The sequence below is a fragment of the Algoriphagus sp. Y33 genome (assembly GCF_014838715.1).
Lineage (GTDB): Bacteria > Bacteroidota > Bacteroidia > Cytophagales > Cyclobacteriaceae > Algoriphagus.
This window is the reverse complement of the sequence record NZ_CP061947.1, coordinates 3704813-3721387: the sequence shown is the minus strand read 5'-3', so window position 1 is coordinate 3721387 and position 16575 is coordinate 3704813. Positions and strand designations below refer to the sequence as shown.

The 16575-nt window shown below is 43.4% G+C and carries 11 protein-coding genes and 1 pseudogene; 9 read left to right on the top strand and 3 right to left on the bottom strand.

Annotation, left to right across the window (positions count from 1 at the left end):
* Positions 1-11: 11 nt before the first annotated feature.
* The 3 genes from ID165_RS14885 (at position 12) to ID165_RS14875 (ending at position 4048) form a co-directional block, all read left to right on the top strand.
* Positions 12-1658, top strand: coding sequence for a hypothetical protein (locus tag ID165_RS14885; RefSeq protein ID WP_192085651.1), 1647 nt, complete (start codon positions 12-14; stop codon positions 1656-1658).
* Between the two features lie 120 nt (positions 1659-1778).
* Complete coding sequence (locus ID165_RS14880; RefSeq protein WP_192085649.1) at positions 1779-2000, top strand: hypothetical protein; 222 nt, start codon at positions 1779-1781, stop codon at positions 1998-2000.
* A gap of 140 nt (positions 2001-2140) precedes the next feature.
* Entirely contained in the window at positions 2141-4048 is a 1908-nt protein-coding gene (locus tag ID165_RS14875; protein ID WP_192085647.1) for a hypothetical protein, read from the top strand.
* Positions 4049-4406: 358 nt separating this feature from the next.
* Here ID165_RS14875 and ID165_RS14870 read toward each other — a convergent pair whose 3' ends face one another.
* The 3 genes and pseudogenes from ID165_RS14870 to ID165_RS14860 form a co-directional block, all read right to left on the bottom strand.
* Positions 4407-4727, bottom strand: coding sequence for a helix-turn-helix domain-containing protein (locus tag ID165_RS14870; protein WP_225586762.1), 321 nt, complete (start codon positions 4725-4727; stop codon positions 4407-4409).
* A gap of 85 nt (positions 4728-4812) precedes the next feature.
* Positions 4813-6042, bottom strand: coding sequence for a site-specific integrase (locus ID165_RS14865; protein WP_192085644.1), 1230 nt, complete (start codon positions 6040-6042; stop codon positions 4813-4815).
* A 521-nt stretch (positions 6043-6563) separates the two neighbouring features.
* Positions 6564-6917, bottom strand: a pseudogene (locus ID165_RS14860) (DUF1016 N-terminal domain-containing protein); the annotation flags it as partial.
* Between the two features lie 360 nt (positions 6918-7277).
* On the opposite strand from ID165_RS14860, the gene ID165_RS14855 reads away from it, so the two are divergent.
* From ID165_RS14855 to ID165_RS14830, 6 genes are all read left to right on the top strand, one after another.
* Positions 7278-7961 carry a response regulator transcription factor gene (locus ID165_RS14855; protein ID WP_192085640.1) on the top strand — a complete coding sequence of 228 codons (684 nt, stop codon included), beginning with the start codon at positions 7278-7280 and terminating at the stop codon, positions 7959-7961.
* Positions 7958-9241, top strand: coding sequence for a HAMP domain-containing sensor histidine kinase (locus tag ID165_RS14850; protein WP_192085638.1), 1284 nt, complete (start codon positions 7958-7960; stop codon positions 9239-9241). Before ID165_RS14855 ends, ID165_RS14850 begins: the two co-directional genes overlap by 4 nt.
* 235 nt (positions 9242-9476) lie before the next feature.
* Positions 9477-10826, top strand: a complete 1350-nt coding sequence (gene chrA / locus ID165_RS14845) for a chromate efflux transporter (protein ID WP_192085636.1) — start codon at positions 9477-9479, stop codon at positions 10824-10826.
* A 107-nt stretch (positions 10827-10933) separates the two neighbouring features.
* Positions 10934-12307 carry a TolC family protein gene (locus ID165_RS14840; RefSeq protein WP_192085635.1) on the top strand — a complete coding sequence of 458 codons (1374 nt, stop codon included), beginning with the start codon at positions 10934-10936 and terminating at the stop codon, positions 12305-12307.
* Between the two features lie 3 nt (positions 12308-12310).
* Positions 12311-15445 carry an efflux RND transporter permease subunit gene (locus ID165_RS14835; RefSeq protein ID WP_192085633.1) on the top strand — a complete coding sequence of 1045 codons (3135 nt, stop codon included), beginning with the start codon at positions 12311-12313 and terminating at the stop codon, positions 15443-15445.
* A gap of 44 nt (positions 15446-15489) precedes the next feature.
* Positions 15490-16563, top strand: coding sequence for an efflux RND transporter periplasmic adaptor subunit (locus ID165_RS14830; RefSeq protein ID WP_192085631.1), 1074 nt, complete (start codon positions 15490-15492; stop codon positions 16561-16563).
* Positions 16564-16575 lie beyond the last annotated feature (12 nt).

Below are 16575 nucleotides of genomic sequence, written 5' to 3'. Positions count from 1 at the left end.
ATATGTTGTTTATGAATAAGCATAAGAAAAGTATCGCATTTTTTCTATTGTTGATATTTACCTTACCGATGGGGTCCGGGCAATTACTTGCATTGACATCAGGCACCTCGACCCTGGAATACAGTTGGTTTTCATTGCTTAGTACAAATGAGATGGGCGGTCCATTTATGGATGATTTTTCATACAATGTTCCTCTTTTTGAATTGTCTGAACCTTATGGGGTTGATACTTTGATAAATGTAATAGCCCCCGGTGGCGGACAGGGCGAGATAATGCCTAGGGAGAATGGAGAATTGGCAGTACCACAACTTACACCGGAGCAAAAGCAGGAATTGGTGGCATTCGAGCAAATGCAGGCGGAGATAATCCAGCAGGAAAAATTACGTTTGGAACAGAGAAAGCAAGAGGAGTTGCAATCCATCCAAACGGGCATGGGCAAGACAGCAAAGCAGGAAAGCATGTCCCAAACAACGATGTCGGCCGGTCTGCCTACTCAGGCAGAGTATGATGCGCTCATGGATTTCTATCAGGCAACAAATGGGGCAAACTGGACAAATAATACCGGTTGGAGTAGTGCCAATCCAAATGTAATACAAGACGTCTCGGGCTTTTATGGGATCCATACCAATGCCAATGGAAACGTTACGGGGATTTTTATGTCCTCAAACAAGGTGTTGGGTGAAATCCCTGAAAGTATCGGCAATCTTGTCCACTTGGAGTCTTTGGACTTGTCAGTGAATAATTTATACAAATACATCCCCCAATCCATTGGAAATCTTGTGAACCTAAAGTTACTGTATCTAAACAGCAGCGTGATCAATTGGTCAACAATTCCCGAGTCTATAGTTAATTTGACAAATCTGGAATATCTGGCCCTTCATTCCAACTACCTGACAGGACCGATTCCTGCCAATATAGGGAATCTTACCAAATTGAAAGTATTGGCTTTGTTCTTCACAAAACTTGAGGGCAATCTCCCTTCCTCAATCGGAAATTTACTTGATCTGGAGTATTTGGAATTGATGGGGTCAAACTTCACTGGGCCAATCCCTGCTTCTTTCTCAAACCTTACTAATCTGTACCATTTTAGGGTATATGATAATCAGCTTACAGGACCTGTCCCTGATTATTTTTGTTCTTTTCCAAATCTTCTGATTTTAAACCTTCAAAATAATCAATTTACGGGTACTTTACCACCATGTATTTATACTTCGGGAATCAACCACGTATATTTAGCCAACAATAATTTTTCTATAGAGAGTTTTATTGATATGGCTCCCCATTTCCCCGACCAATCTCATTTTCTTCCGCAGAAGGCTTCTACAGATACTGTTTATGTTAGTGTCAGAGAAGGTGATTTTTTAGTCCTCAATACTGATTTGGGTATAAATACCCAAGGTGTTACTGAATATAGGTGGGTAAAAGATGGAGTTCCGCTATTCCCTAACTTTCAGCAGAATGCATTTGAATTTACGGACACTTCATTTTCATGCGAATATTATCCTGAGGGTAGTTCCGGTCCCACTAATTGCAATGGAGTGTATTATGTAGAAATTCAGAATTCCTTATTGCCTGCCGGCACGGTAATAAAAGGCTCTCCCATAGTAATTGAAACAATACCCGAGACTTTAAATATGACGATATGTTTATTGGAATAAGCAGTGATCTCCCAAGTTTTTTGGCCGGGGATATTTCTGTTGTTGTTAATGTATTAAAATTACTGTCATCCTGGTAAAAATCCGGCATCAATCAATCAGGCAATCGGAAGAACCATCGTGATGGGCAATACAATCAGATCAGTGGTAATGGGCTCCATAGATCCCTTTTTTGACAAGAAATCCAGCCTGTGCAAAAGCAGGGTTCAACTGAAGATCGGTTTCGAGATCGGTTCCTTCAAAAAAATCAGAAAAGAGGTAAAGGAGATAATCCCAATGGATAAACTGAAAGATAAAGGGGATGAAAAGATAGAATACTATCTGAAGGATCTTGGGGAGCTGTGATTTGCTATTTGTCAAAATGGATAAAAAAACAGAGTAGGGGTCTTCTTATGGTTTTTAGTTTTCTTTTGGCTAACGTCCAGTCCAATCTATTCTGATTTAAATGAAAATTATAATTTAATCTTAAATCCAAAAAGTTTTTTATGACTAGAAATATGTTTTTAATGTCTATAGGCTTTATAGTAAGCTGGTTTTCATTCTGGAATAATGAAGTATCCCCCAGTCCGGGTTTACTTGAAGAAACAGATGAAAATGTAGGTGTTTTTTTGCAAGAGGGGGAAATTGATAAGAACCGGCTTTATTTGGATAGCATGTTATGGGAGCAAATGATGCTCGAAGCTGAGAGGGTGTCTCCTACGGTTGCCAAGATGAATTATTCAAATTTAAGAAATGACCCCAATAAAGGGGTACCAAAAAAGGCATCTGGTGGGAATTATGTTTTCAGTAATACTTCAGGAACAGCCCCCCATGGGTCCGGTTCATCAAACAAGGAATTGGCCTCTTATTCTACGAATACGGGGTCAGCACTGCCCAGTCAGGCAGAGTATGATGCCTTGATGGACTTTTACCAGGCTATGGATGGGCCCAACTGGTATAATAATTCCGGTTGGAGTTCCGCAGATCCCAATGTAGTTCAGGATGTGAGTAATTTCCATGGGTTGACGCTTGATGCGAGCGGACATGTAAAGTGGATAATGTTTTGGCAAAACAACCTTAACGGAACCATCCCCGAAAGCTTTGGAGACTTGACATACCTGGAACATATCCAGATGGTGAGAAATCCCCACATCGGTCAGCTACCGCAAAGTTTGGGTAATCTCGATAAGGTAGTAGAACTCTTACTTTATGGAAATAATATGACAGGTACTATCCCCGGCACCATCGGGAATATGACCGCACTGGAAAATGTCCACCTATATATAAACAATCTTACCGGCAGTATTCCCCCATCCCTTACATCTTTGCCCAACCTCGAGTTTTTCAGCGTTTATGACAATAACCTGACGGGTGTTTTACCTTCCAATTTAGGTGATTTAAATAAGCTCACCCATTTTTATATCAATGGCAATGCGATTACCGGCAGTATACCCTCATCCATAGGAAGCATGTCAGCGATGAAAGAGCTTTATCTTTATTCCAATCAGCTTTCCGGATCTATTCCTACTTCGATCGGTAATCTTTCCGGCTTAACACGCCTGTATCTCAACCAAAATCAGTTGTCAGGCACTTTGCCTGCTTCACTGGGCAGTTTGGATAATCTGCAGTTTTTCTGGCTACAGGATAACAATGTTACAGGGCAGATACCGTGGGAAATGGGAGGACTGCAACTGTTGGATTCCTTTTTGGCATACAGAAATAGCTTAACAGGAAGTCTTCCTGCTGTCTTTGGAAATATAGCCTCACTGCGGCAATTAAGATTGGATGAGAACCAAATTACGGGGGAGATCCCCCCTTCCTATGGAAATCTGGTCAACATCAATACGTTGACACTCAATGATAACAAACTCATAGGGAGCATACCCTCCAGTTTTTGTTCTTTTGCTACCATCAGTCAGCTTGGATTGCATAACAACCGACTGGAAGGGGACATCCCGGATTGTCTCCTCGACAAAAATATCACTGAATTTACGGTAAGGTATAATTATTACAATTTTGAGGAACTTGCTTATTCCAAAACAAAAATCCCCAATTATTACACGTATGCCCCGCAGTACCTCAAGTTCGTCGATACGCTGTATATATCATCAAATACAACGGTTGATCTTACCTATGATGACGGTAATTACCAGGGATCTCCATCAATATATCGGTGGAAGAAGGATGGTGTATGGCTCCACGATGCATCTCCAACTAATGATGTGATCAGTATCAATTGTAGTTCTTCCGGATCACAGCCCTGTGAGGGACTTTACTATTTACTGGTTACTAATCCGGATTTTGCGGGGGCGTATTTGGGTGGAGACATATTTTATCTGAAAATGGCGCCGGGATTAGACCGGACTATATGCACTGCCGACGAATTAAACCGGACCGTTCAATTATGTATATAGAACTTTGGCTGTGTGTCTTATTCCAGAGGGATACCGGAAAATCGGGTAGTTGGGAATTTCATGCTAAGTTCAAAGTTTGATTCAACCTAAACTATTGAAAAGCAGATCGCCTATAAGCCGGAAATCACTTTTTTACGGCCAGCTGTTGTTGGCAAAAGGTAATGTTTCATTTTAAATTAAGGGAAATATGGAAAGGGTACAGTTTATACTCTTCCATGCGTAATTTTGTGAGAAAAACTGAAAATCCATCAGGGTGTAGATATGTTCTTTGTCTTTAGGATTGGGCTTTTCCAACAGCCTCAAAGGAGTGTTAGCTTATTATAAATTTCAGATTTTGTTTAATAATATTATGTTCATCTTATGAAAAGTCCATTAAATATCTAATTCTTGTTTTTTTGATTCCATTTGTTTCTCTTTCTATGGGTGGTGTAAACGTGATGGATGAATCCTCATGATCGTAGTAGATCACTCCTCCAATTTTTGTGAAGGGCATGGTGCCGTTGACCCGCAGGTGCTGAAGGGTTCCCTGGGAAATATCCAATAGCTTTCTGACTTCATGGGATTTCAGCCATTTCTTGCTTGGTTGCCCGTTCATGCTCAAAAGCAATTTTTTGATCTCCGCTTTTAACTCCGTTCCAAATTTCTCCAAGTCATTCAATGTGATGATTTCTGCTGTCATTTAAGTTTGATTTTAGTTAACTACTCACAAAATCGGACTAATATCTAACAGAAAGTCACATCACCACCCGAAGGTGGTGAATAGATTATTTCGCTTTTCCCAGTTTCCTTCTGAGCTTTTTCATATCATCACTGACTTTTTTCTCAACCACTTTAGCATAGATCTGCGTAGTTTTAATACTAGCATGTCCCAGCATTTTACTGACAGTTTCAATCGGGACACCGTTTAAAAGAGTGACGGTGGTGGCAAACGTATGCCTTGCCAAATGAAACGTCAGGTTTTTTTTAACTTTACAAAGGATTGCGATTTCCTTGAGATAGGCATTCAACTTTTGGTTGGATATCAGCGGGAAAATTTTCCCTTTGGAGTAAGGTCTTTCTCTATCCTGATAAAGTCTGATGATATCCAAAGCCTTAGGCAATAGGGGGACCTTGGACTTTTGTTGTGATTTTTGCCTGCTTATGGATATCCAGTACTCTCCATCCATGCCTAACACAATGTCATCATGCATCAGGTTCATCGTATCAATGTAGCTAAGACCGGTGTAGCAGCTGAAGACAAACAGATCCCTGATGTATTGTAACCGCTGGATATCAAATTGCTTTTCTTCTATTCTGCAGAGCTCAGCAGGATTCAGGCAAGTTCTTTCTACTTTCTGGTACCGAAAGCTGAACTTTGCAAATGGATCCTTAACCATCCATTCCATCCTTAAAGCCAGATTTATTACTTTTCTGAACCTTTCCAGGTGTTTCATGATGCCGTTATTCCCCAAAGGCTTATGATGGTCTTGTGGCTCATAGTTCACCAGATATAATTCGAACTCATTCAAAAAGCGGTAATTAATGCCCTGTAGGAAATAATCTTCTATCCCAAACTGTGACTTGGCAAAGGCCATCACATACTTTTGTGTTGTGAAGTAGTTTTTGAGGGTACCCCATGCCAAAACATTTCTATACTTTTCATTGTGGTATTCAAAGAGCATGGAAACGGTATGTTCTTTTGTTTGGGTGCCCAAAAGTTCATGCTTGATAGCATCTGCGGTAATAGTTACTTTTTTAAGCTGAAACTCCTGGTAAATCTGGATAATCCTGGCTTCTAATTCTTTCAAATAGTGGTTTAGGCATTTGGAGGATTCTTTGGATCCTTTGGCCGATCCCAGCACAGGGTTCCAATCGTAGACATTTATTTTTCTCTTTAATGAGATGTCCACCCGGGTTCCATCAACGGTTATCCTTGAATAGATAGGAGCCTCTCCGTCGTTGATAAGGTTGTTTTTGAGAAAAAACCTGATCCCAAAGGTGATAGTTGTTTTCATGACAAATGAACTGTTTTAAAGGTTTTTACATCACTTCAAAAAAGGTTACCGAATAAGACATATTTTTTCTGATATTTATTGATATGAACTAAAGGCTAAAAAACAGAAAAGCCTGTAAATCTACTGATTTACAGGCTTTTGATTTCCCTTGGAGGGGTTTTCGTCGGGGTGGCAGGATTCGAACCTACGCTTATAATCTACTGATATACAATATTTTATCTGCTAAATTTTTCTTCAGGTCACCTAATAAGGCAAAATTATTTTTAAGTAATGTAATTGATTAATTTTCAGCAAGTTAATTATATTATTTGTGGTTTTTTAGAAATGGTGCCAAAAATAGAATAAATCAATATCCTTTTTAGGAGTTCTCAAAACCGTTAGATTTAGTTAAACATCTCTCTAAACTTCTTATTCAGTTGTATTGTGATGGCTAATTAAGATTGGTGTTCTGGTTCTATTTAATGTCTCGTCAGCAGGAGCGGACAATACAGAAGCCGAACCATTTTGAAGAGGATTTGGAGCTATTGGCTAGGTTGTTTTAATCTCTTTAGAGTTTGTTTGCTCCAAGTTTCTTCTGCGTTCTTTCTAGCATACAACATCCGGGCTTCTGAAGATTTGATGGATAGTAGTTCTATAAAATGTGACCAACTCAATTGTGCCGCCACTGGCCACACAATCTCAAATTCAGAAAAGACCTCGGCAAACTGCCTTATTCTTCGCAGATTCCTAAGATCAAAGCTTTTGTCATATTTTGGTGTTAATTGATCAGATATATCTGCCACCACTGTTTTGCCATACGCTCCACGGTCACATTCGAATATATAGGTGTTTATTTTGAATCCTACTTGCCAATAAACCATAGTGATTATACTATTGACTTGAGCTGATGCTTAACTTTTTCCATGCTCAATGATCTGGGAAAGTTCATTTACAAGCAAACTTTCTGAAGGATAATTCATTTTCTAGCCAAGCCCTGTACTTACATTCTTGTGTCATGGACAGGAGAATTTTGCTCAAAAATTTTGTTCTTGTATTGGAACGCCATTCCCTTTTTCCATTTCTTCTGTTAGCAGTTCAGTAGTGTCAGTAACAACCACTTTTTTGGCTAAGCCCCTTACAGAATTCCTTAATAAATCACTTTGAGGAAATCTCAACTAAAAAGTGGCCTACAGTTTAAAGGGAGGTTAATTCAACAATCCAATATTTCTACAGATTTAAGTTGTTATTTTGAAAATATGAAGCTGTTAATTGTCGAAGATGAACAGACGCTTTTGCTGGATTTGGAAGATTTTGCTTCCAAAGAAGGGTTTACTTGTGATTCCACAACAGGCCTAGAAGCTGCTCTGGAACGTATTTCTCTGTATAACTACGATTGCATAATCCTGGACATCAATCTTCCTGATGGAAGCGGGTTTGACCTGCTTGAAACACTATATAAAGAAGGTAAGACAGACGGGGTGATCATCCTTTCAGCACGTGGCTCGTTGGATGATAAACTAAAAGGCCTGGGACTTGGGGCTGATGACTACCTCACCAAGCCATTCTATTTTTCCGAACTCAATGCACGGATAAAAGCCATCATCCGCCGAAAACAATTCAAAACCAACAAGCTTGTCCACTTTGCTAACCTGGTTATCGAACCTGATCAGTACATGATTGGGGTAAACGACCTTGAAAATCCTATTTCATTCACCAAAAAAGAGTATGCTATTCTTACGTACCTGATCAATAATCATAAACGGGTGATCACCAAAGTATCGCTGGCGGAATATATTTGGGGCGATTATGTGGATGAGGCCCAAAGTTTTGATTTTCTGTTCTCGCAGATCAGGAACCTCAAGAGAAAGCTGAAAGATGCCGGGGTACAGGTAGAAATCAACAACATCTATGGGGTAGGTTATCAAATCCAGGCATTATGAAGCTGCTTACCTACACCTCCCGCATTCAATTGATTTATTTCCTGGTTCTGATTGGATTTTTTTCCATTTTGTTTTACCTGGTATTAAGCTGGAATGTACTCCAAAATGTTGATGAAGTGTTGTACAACCGCAAAGTCAACCTGCTGGCTTATCTTGAAGAAAACCCTCAAGCTCCGTTTAAGGGAGACAACCCACTGGACGATTTTACCTTTTATCCTGTTGAAGAAGCGGTATTTCAGGAAAGCTATGAAAGCTACACCGATACTCTTATTTATGAGCGTGTTGATGATGAGTTAGATGAATACCGCAAGCTGACCACTTTTACGAAATTAGGGGGCAACCATTACCGGCTGGAAATTGTAAAGCCCCACCTGGAAGCGGCAGAAATGATCGGGACCATTGCCATTACACTCGGAGGCCTATTTCTGGGGTTAGCACTTTCTTTTTACTTATCACAGCGTACTATCTCCAAAAAAATATGGAAACCGTTTTTCGAAATACTCGAAAAGCTCCGGCTCTTTCGCTTTGATAAGCAAGATTTGCCGGAACTGCCATCTACGGATATTGATGAATTCAGGATGCTGAATGAAGCGGTGAATGAACTGACCCGGAAAAATAAGGAAGTCTTTGAAAGCCAGAAGCAATTTATTGAAAACGCTTCCCATGAAATGCAAACGCCCTTGTCTGTTATCCAGTCAAGGCTGGAAGCACTCATCGGCCAGGCTGAACTCACACAGGAGCAGGCAGTAATTGTAGAGGGCATTATCGGCTCTACACAACGTTTAAAAAAGCTGAGTAAAACCCTGTTGCTCTTATCTAAAATAGAAAACCGTCAGTTTCTCTTTTCAGAACAGGTTGATGTCAACACAATTATCAGCCGATCCATGGAATATTATGAAGAACAGAAAGCCGCCCTGAATATATCGGTGGAAATGGAAACCCAAGAGAATATGGTCGTTCAGGGTAATGTGATGCTTACTGAGATATTGATACAGAACCTGCTTAAAAATGCTTTTTTGCATAACATTGAGAATGGGTTGGTGAACGTTCAAATAAAGGGGCGGAAGCTCATAATTACCAATACAGGGTATGAAAAGCAAGAAACAGGAACTGTATTGGAAAAGGATAAATTGTTCAACCGCTTCTACAAACAATCCGGTAATCCCGATACCTGGGGGTTGGGGTTGGCAATTGCCCATAAGATTACCGAAACAAGTGGCTGGGGGCTACATTATAGAGATGAACGGGGACTACATGCTTTTGAGATAGATTTCAGTTAACCTGATTATCTTCCCATATTTCTACAGATTTGATCCTTTTTTTTGACGGAAAGATAAATTTAGTATACCCTAATCAAAATCCCCTAAGTGATGAACAGAAAGAATTTCCTTGAGGAACTCAGCAATCATAGGTGGGGTAACTATCCTGCTAAAAAATTACACGGATAACTTTTGTTGGAATATAGAATAATATCACTTGGCCGTTCCTTTGTTACCACGTATATAGACATAATATATGATCGATAAACAGGTCTCCTTTAAAGAAGCCTTCAAAGTCTGGGTCCGGGTAGCTATCAATAGCTTTGGCGGACCTGCCGGGCAGATTGCCGTGATCCATAAAATCCTGGTCGAGGAGAAAAAATGGATCAGTGAGAACCGCTTTCTGCACGCTCTCAATTACTGCATGTTATTGCCGGGGCCAGAAGCACAGCAACTGGCTACCTATATCGGCTGGTTACTCCACAGAAGCAAGGGTGGACTGGTTGCGGGGATATTGTTTGTCCTGCCCGGTTTTATCTCCATATTAATACTAAGTATTCTTTATGCGGCATACCGGGATATAGGAATTGTAGCGGCCATATTTTTTGGCATTAAACCCGCTGTTTTGGCCATCGTTATTGGTGCAGTCATCAAAATAGGGAAAAGGGCACTAAAAAATGAGGTCATGGTGACCATGGCAGTACTGGCTTTTGTCGCCATTTTTTTCTTCCAGGTCGATTTCCCCTATATCGTTGTGGTAGCCGGTTTAACAGGTTTTATAGGCGGAAAACTTTGGGAAGAAAAATTTTATGTGATCAAGGGACATGGAGAAAAAAGTGATGGAGATAGTGGCTACTTCATAGACAGCTACATACGGCCGGTAAAACCGTCCCCGGTAAAGACCCTGAAAACCGTACTCCTCTTTTTAAGTTTATGGGCACTGCCCTTAGTACTGATCGCCCTGTGGATAGGGATGGAGAACATTTTCTTTTCGGAAGGCCTGTTTTTCAGCAAAACTGCAGTGGTTACCTTTGGTGGAGCCTACTCCGTATTGGCCTATATCGCTCAGAAAGCAGTGGAAGACTATGGTTGGTTGAAAAGCGGCGAAATGCTGGACGGACTGGGTATGGCAGAAACAACACCGGGTCCACTTATCCAGGTCGTACAGTTTGTCGGGTTTATGGGTGCCTATCGTTTTGCTGGTTCCCTGGATCCCATGATGGCTGGAATCTTGGCTTCCTTACTGGTAACCTGGACTACCTTTGTTCCCAGTTTCCTGTTTATATTCACAGGGGCGCCATACATAGAATACCTCAGGGGCAATAAAAACCTGACCACTGCCTTGTCCGGAATTACAGCTGCCGTAGTAGGCGTTGTACTCAATCTTGGGGTGTGGTTCGCTATCCATACGCTTTTTGGAAAAGTAAACGAAAACCATTCCCTGGGGATAAGGTGGTTAATCCCGGAGTGGGCTACAATTGACATCCCTTCCTTGGTCATTGGACTTATTGCCGCTTTTGTTTATTTCATTCTGAAATGGGACATGCTGAAAACAATCCTGGTCAGTGTAATATGCGGGATCCTGTATCATTTCGCCTTTTCATAAGACACCTCTTCCAACTTCCTACTCAGGATTCTCCTCTTCCATCCCCATTCCCATATTTCTACAGAATCTGATCATAGGTTTGTGATGAATTGATCACAAAATTGAAAATGGTTCGAATATTCAAGATCACCCTGCTGATAGCCATTATGGCATTTGCCGGGACGGGAGTACGCTCCCAGACGGCAGTACCCATAAAACAGCTATTGGAAACGGCCACAAAAAACTATCCTGGAATTCTTGCCGCAGAGGCGCAGAAACAGGCATCGGGAGAAACGGTCAAATCAGCCCGACGTACATTGATACCCGATATCAGCGCTTCTGCCCAGGTCAACTATTCGACTTATAACAATCTTACCGGGATGTTTTATCCCGAATACATTTTACCGGTGAGCGGTCCCCCATCTACTGAGAATCTCAACGATATGGTCTGGGGATCGGCTGCCGGGTTGCTCATGAAATGGGAGCCCTACACCTTCGGACGCAGAGGCAACAAGGTAAAGGCAGCCGAAAGCAGTTATGAGGCAAGTTCAGCCCTGAACAACCTTACCCTGCTGGAACACCAGGTGCGACTATCAGGCACCTACCTGAATTATCTGCTTGCCATGCAAATCCTGGATGTACTGGAAAGTGATCAGGAAAGAGCCGAAGCAAATTATGGACAGGCCGTAAACCTGGCTGCTTCCGGATTGGTTTCGGGGGTGGATACGGCACGTTTTCATACCGAACTTTCCAAAACAACTATTAAGGTCCTGCAGCAACAGAACACTATTTATGAATACAGGGCAACGTTATCGGAACTGATTGCGGCTGATTTGCCTGAAAACCTGATGGATTCTACTTTTTTTAACGTACTGCCTCGATTAGCAGGATCTTCAGAAATGGTCCATCCGGGAGAACAAGTGGCCATGGCTGAGTGGAAAACCTCGCAATATCTGTTTAAAGCAGAAAAATTAAGCTGGATGCCCACCCTGAGTGTATGGGGTACTGCTTATGGCAGGGGTTCCGGTGTGCAGCTGGATAACAACGGCAGCACATTCGTCGAAAACCCTGCCGATGGTCTTAGCCTCAACCGGTTCAATTATGGCATTGGCGTACAACTGGCCATACCGCTGACCCAGACCATCCGCTTCAAAACCCAGTGGAAAGCAAAGGAACTGGAAGCTGAAGCCGGTAAACAGGAACTGGAAGAGGTCCGCCTGGCCCTTGATAAACAAAAATCCGTCACTGATAACACATTAAAAACGGCACTGGCCGTTGCCGGGAAAACCCCTGTCCAATTTCAGGATGCCAGGTTTGCCTATGAAGCCATACAATCCCAATACCAGGCTGGTCTCATCACCTTTACCGAGCTGATTGAAGCCCGCAATGAGCTGGTAACAGCAGAAATCGAACTCCGAAAATCCTATTGGGAAGCCTGGCAAGCATTACTGTATATGGCTGCTGTGAATGCTGACCTGGAAATCTTTTTAAACCAATTATAAGAGATGATCAAATTAATCATATCCGCATTAAGAAAACCTGTAACAGTCATGGTGGCCCTTTTGGCGATCGTATTTTTTGCTGTGCTGGCCATCAGGAACATGTCGGTCGATATATTCCCGAAGCTGGGTACGCCCACTATATATGTGGCCCAAACGTACGGAGGTTTGGCTCCCGACCAAATAGAGGGTTTTATGACCTCCTACTACGAATATCATTTCCTGTACATCAATGGTATAAAAGAAGTAGAAAGCAAAACGATCCAGGGCGTTTCCTTGATGAAGCTCACCTTTCATGAGGGGACTGATATGTCCCAGGCCCTGGCTGAAGTAGTGGCCCAGGTCAACCGGTCCAGGGCATTTATGCCTCCCGGTACAGTACCGCCATTCATCACCCGTTTTGACGGAGGGGGCGCACCGGTTGGCCAACTGGTTTTTAGCAGTGAAACCCGGTCATTGGGTGAAATACAAGATCTTGCACTCTTTAAAGTACGCCCCAAATTCGCCTCCATTCCAGGCGTGTCGGCACCGCCTCCTTTTGGTGGAAACCAACGTACCGTTCTTATTAAGGCAGATCCCTCTAAACTGCGCAGTTACAACATCAGTCCGGATGAACTGGTTATGGCCATTGCCAAGGGCAATACCATTTCTCCCTCAGGAAACATCCGGACAGCGGACAAGCTCTTGATCGCAAATCAGAATACAGTGGTTAGTGATATACAGGAGCTGGCCAATATCCCATTGAAGAAAGGCTCCGGGCCGGCTGTTTATGTCCGGGATGTTGCCGAGGTTCAAAACGGATCCGATGTGGCCTCTGGCTATGCCCTGATCAATGGCAGCCGTTCGGTGTATATCCCGGTAACCAAGCGGGCGAGCGCTTCCACCTGGGATGTGGTAAAGCAGATCAAGGCCAACCTTCCGGACATGCAGGCCGCTGTGCCTGATGATATCAAAGTGAGTTATGAATTTGATCAATCGGGCTATGTGATCAACTCGCTGAAAACCCTGTCCTTTGAAGGGGTACTGGGCGCAATGTTTACCGGCCTTATGGTATTGCTGTTCCTGGGTGACAGGCGCAGTGCACTTATAGTGATCCTCACCATACCGCTTGCCATATTATCGGCAATAGTGTGCCTTTATCTGGCCGGACAGACAATCAACATCATGACATTGGGCGGACTGGCACTGGCGATAGGTATTCTTGTAGATGAATCGACTGTGACGATTGAAAACATACACCGACATCAGGAAATGGGCAAGAAGAAAGCACGGGCCATTTTGGATGCGTGCAAGGAAATTGCCTTGCCCAAACTCCTCATCCTGATCAGTATCCTTGCTGTATTTGTTCCGTCATTTTTTATGAGTGGCACGCCCCGGGCCATGTTTTTGCCGCTTACCCTGGCGGTAGGTTTCGCCATGATTGCCTCATTCCTGCTTTCCCAGACGATGGTGCCCATTCTTACCAATTGGTTTTTAAAAGATCATGTCCCACAAAATGAGAATGGAAAGTTTCATCGGTTTCGTGATAGAATCACAGGGTATGTAAAGAATATCACAGATAAGAGAGCATGGACTGTTGGCAGCTATCTGGTAGTCATTATTGCCATGCTTGGGGCTCTCTGGCAGTTTACCGGAACAGCAATATTTCCTAAGGTCAACTCAGGACAGTTACAGGTCCGGCTAAGGCTGCCAGATGGCACCCGTATTGAAAACACCGAAGAGAAAACAAAGCAGTTCCTGGAACTCGTAAATGAGGTGGCCGGCAAAGAAAATGTAGAGATCACTTCCGCATTTGTCGGTATCCAACCGCCCAGTTATCCGGTCAATACCATTTTTTTATGGACAAGCGGTCCGCATGAAGCAGTTGTAAAGATCAAACTGAAAGAAGCAGGACAAGACTTGGACGACCTCAAGGAAAAGCTCAGAAAAAGGACGGTGGAAACCCTACCTGAAATGCGCCTGTCCTTCGAACCTGCCGATCTGGTAGATCAGGTGATGAGCCAGGGGGCAAATACGTCGGTGGAAATTGCCGTGCAGGGTAAGGACCTTTCTGAATCGCGAAAATTTGCCGAAGAAATAAAGAACAGAATTGAAGGGTTATCTTTTATGCGGGATGTTCAGTTTGGTATTCCACTGAATTACCCTTCTATTGACCTGGAGTATGACCGTGTCCGTGCCGGCCAGCTAGGAATTACCATAGAAGACATCAGCCGCTCGGTAACAGCCGCCACCTCTTCCAGTCGTTTCACTCAGCCCAACTACTGGCTGGATGCCAGTTCGGGAAATGCCTACCAGGTGCAGGTGGAGTTTCCCCAATATCTGGTAGATCAACCTGATGCTATTGAAAAGGTACCGCTTAAATCGGAAAACGGAAAAACCGTCTATGTGGGTGATGTCAGCAAATGGGAAGCATCTACCATGATCGGGGAATACGACCGTCTCAACCAGCAGCGGTTCATTACAGTTACCGGAAACATTCATGACAAAGACCTGGGTAGTGCCCTTAAGGTGCTCCGGCATGAAGTAACAGCTCTGGGAGGGCCACCGGCTGGAATGAGTGTAAAATTCAGGGGACTGGCAGAGACCCTTACCCAAACCTTCAATGAACTGAGTATCGGTCTCTTGCTGGCAGTAGCAGTGATTTTCCTGCTGCTGGCGGCCAGCTTTCAGTCGTTCCGGCTTTCCTTTGCAGTGCTTTCTACCGTACCGGCCGTAATAGTAGGTTCCTTCCTTCTTATTTGGATAAGTGGGAACACACTGAACATCCAATCTTTCATGGGGAGTATCATGGCCATAGGTGTGGCAGTGGCCAATGCCATATTATTTGTTACCATAGTGGAGCAATACAGGAAAGATCAGATACAAAACCCGCATCTGGAAGGAATAAAGGACCGGTTGAGACCCATACTGATGACCAGCATTGCCATGATAGCCGGTATGACACCCATGGCGCTTGGATTGGGTGAAGGAGGCGAGCAGACAGCTCCGCTGGGGATAGCCGTGATTGGCGGATTGCTGTTCTCCGTATTTGCTACTGTGTTTATACTGCCTGCCATTTACTGGCAACTGATCGGCCATAAACACTACAAAAGTATATCACTGGATCCGGATGATGAGCAAAGTACTTATTTCGGACAATAGCAAAAATTTATTTGATACCTGACAAAGCGTAAAAATTTAGATGCATGAAAAAATATATCCTGCCAATTTTATATGTAGCCATTATCTCAGCCTGTTCGAACACTGCTGAAAATAGGAGTACGGAAAGTAAAGAGAGGCCTACTCAAAAAGCGGAGACCATAACGCTGGGTTACGAAAATGCTCCATATGCCCTAACTCTTCCCGCAGAGCTGCATGCTTTTGAGAAAGCGCACCTTAATGCCAGAGTGCAGGGGTACGTACGCGAGGTGCTGGTAGATATTGGTGATCAAGTAGCAAATGGAACAGTCCTGGTGAAAATACAGGCACCGGAAATCGATGCTGCTTACGCTGAGGCTCAAAGCGAGGCAGCTTCTGCCCGTGCCGATTACATGGGCAGTAAAGATGTCTTTGAGCGGCTGATGAAAGCCTCCGGTAAGCCCGGGGCGGTTTCAGAATCGGATCTTATCAGGGCAATGAACAAAGCCATGGCAGACAGCACCCGGCTGGTGGCGGCAGAACATACAGCAAGGGCAAAACAGCAGTTGCTGGATTATCTTACTATCCGGGCACCTTTCAACGGAGTGATCACCCAAAGGACTACCGACCCGGGAAACCTTGTGGGAGGAAACAAGGAAGCATCTTTACTGGTGATCGAAAACAATCAAAGATTACGGTTAAAAGTACCGGTGCCGGAAGCACTGACCGGAAGTTCCCTTGCAAAGGATTCTGCTACGTTTAATGTAGAATCTTTCCCTGGGAGATGGTTCAAAGCAGATTATTATAGGAGGGCCAGGAGCATCGATCCGGGCACCCGCACGGAGATGTGGGAATTTATTGTGAACAATCAAAAAGGAGAGCTAAATGCCGGGCTTTTTGCCGAAGTACAGTTGAACGTTCAGCGTACCGATGAAAGTATATGGGTACCTCACAGCGCGGTATTGACCACCCTGCGCAGAAAAGCTGTGGGAAAGATAGTGGATGGTAAGCTGAAATGGGTAGAAGTAAAAACAGGCATGAAAAGCGAAAGCACGATAGAGGTGTTTGGCGCACTTGGTGCCGGGGATCACATCCTCTTGCAGCCCAATGAGGAAATGATTGAGGGAATGTCCATCAACTAACTCGGGTATGGT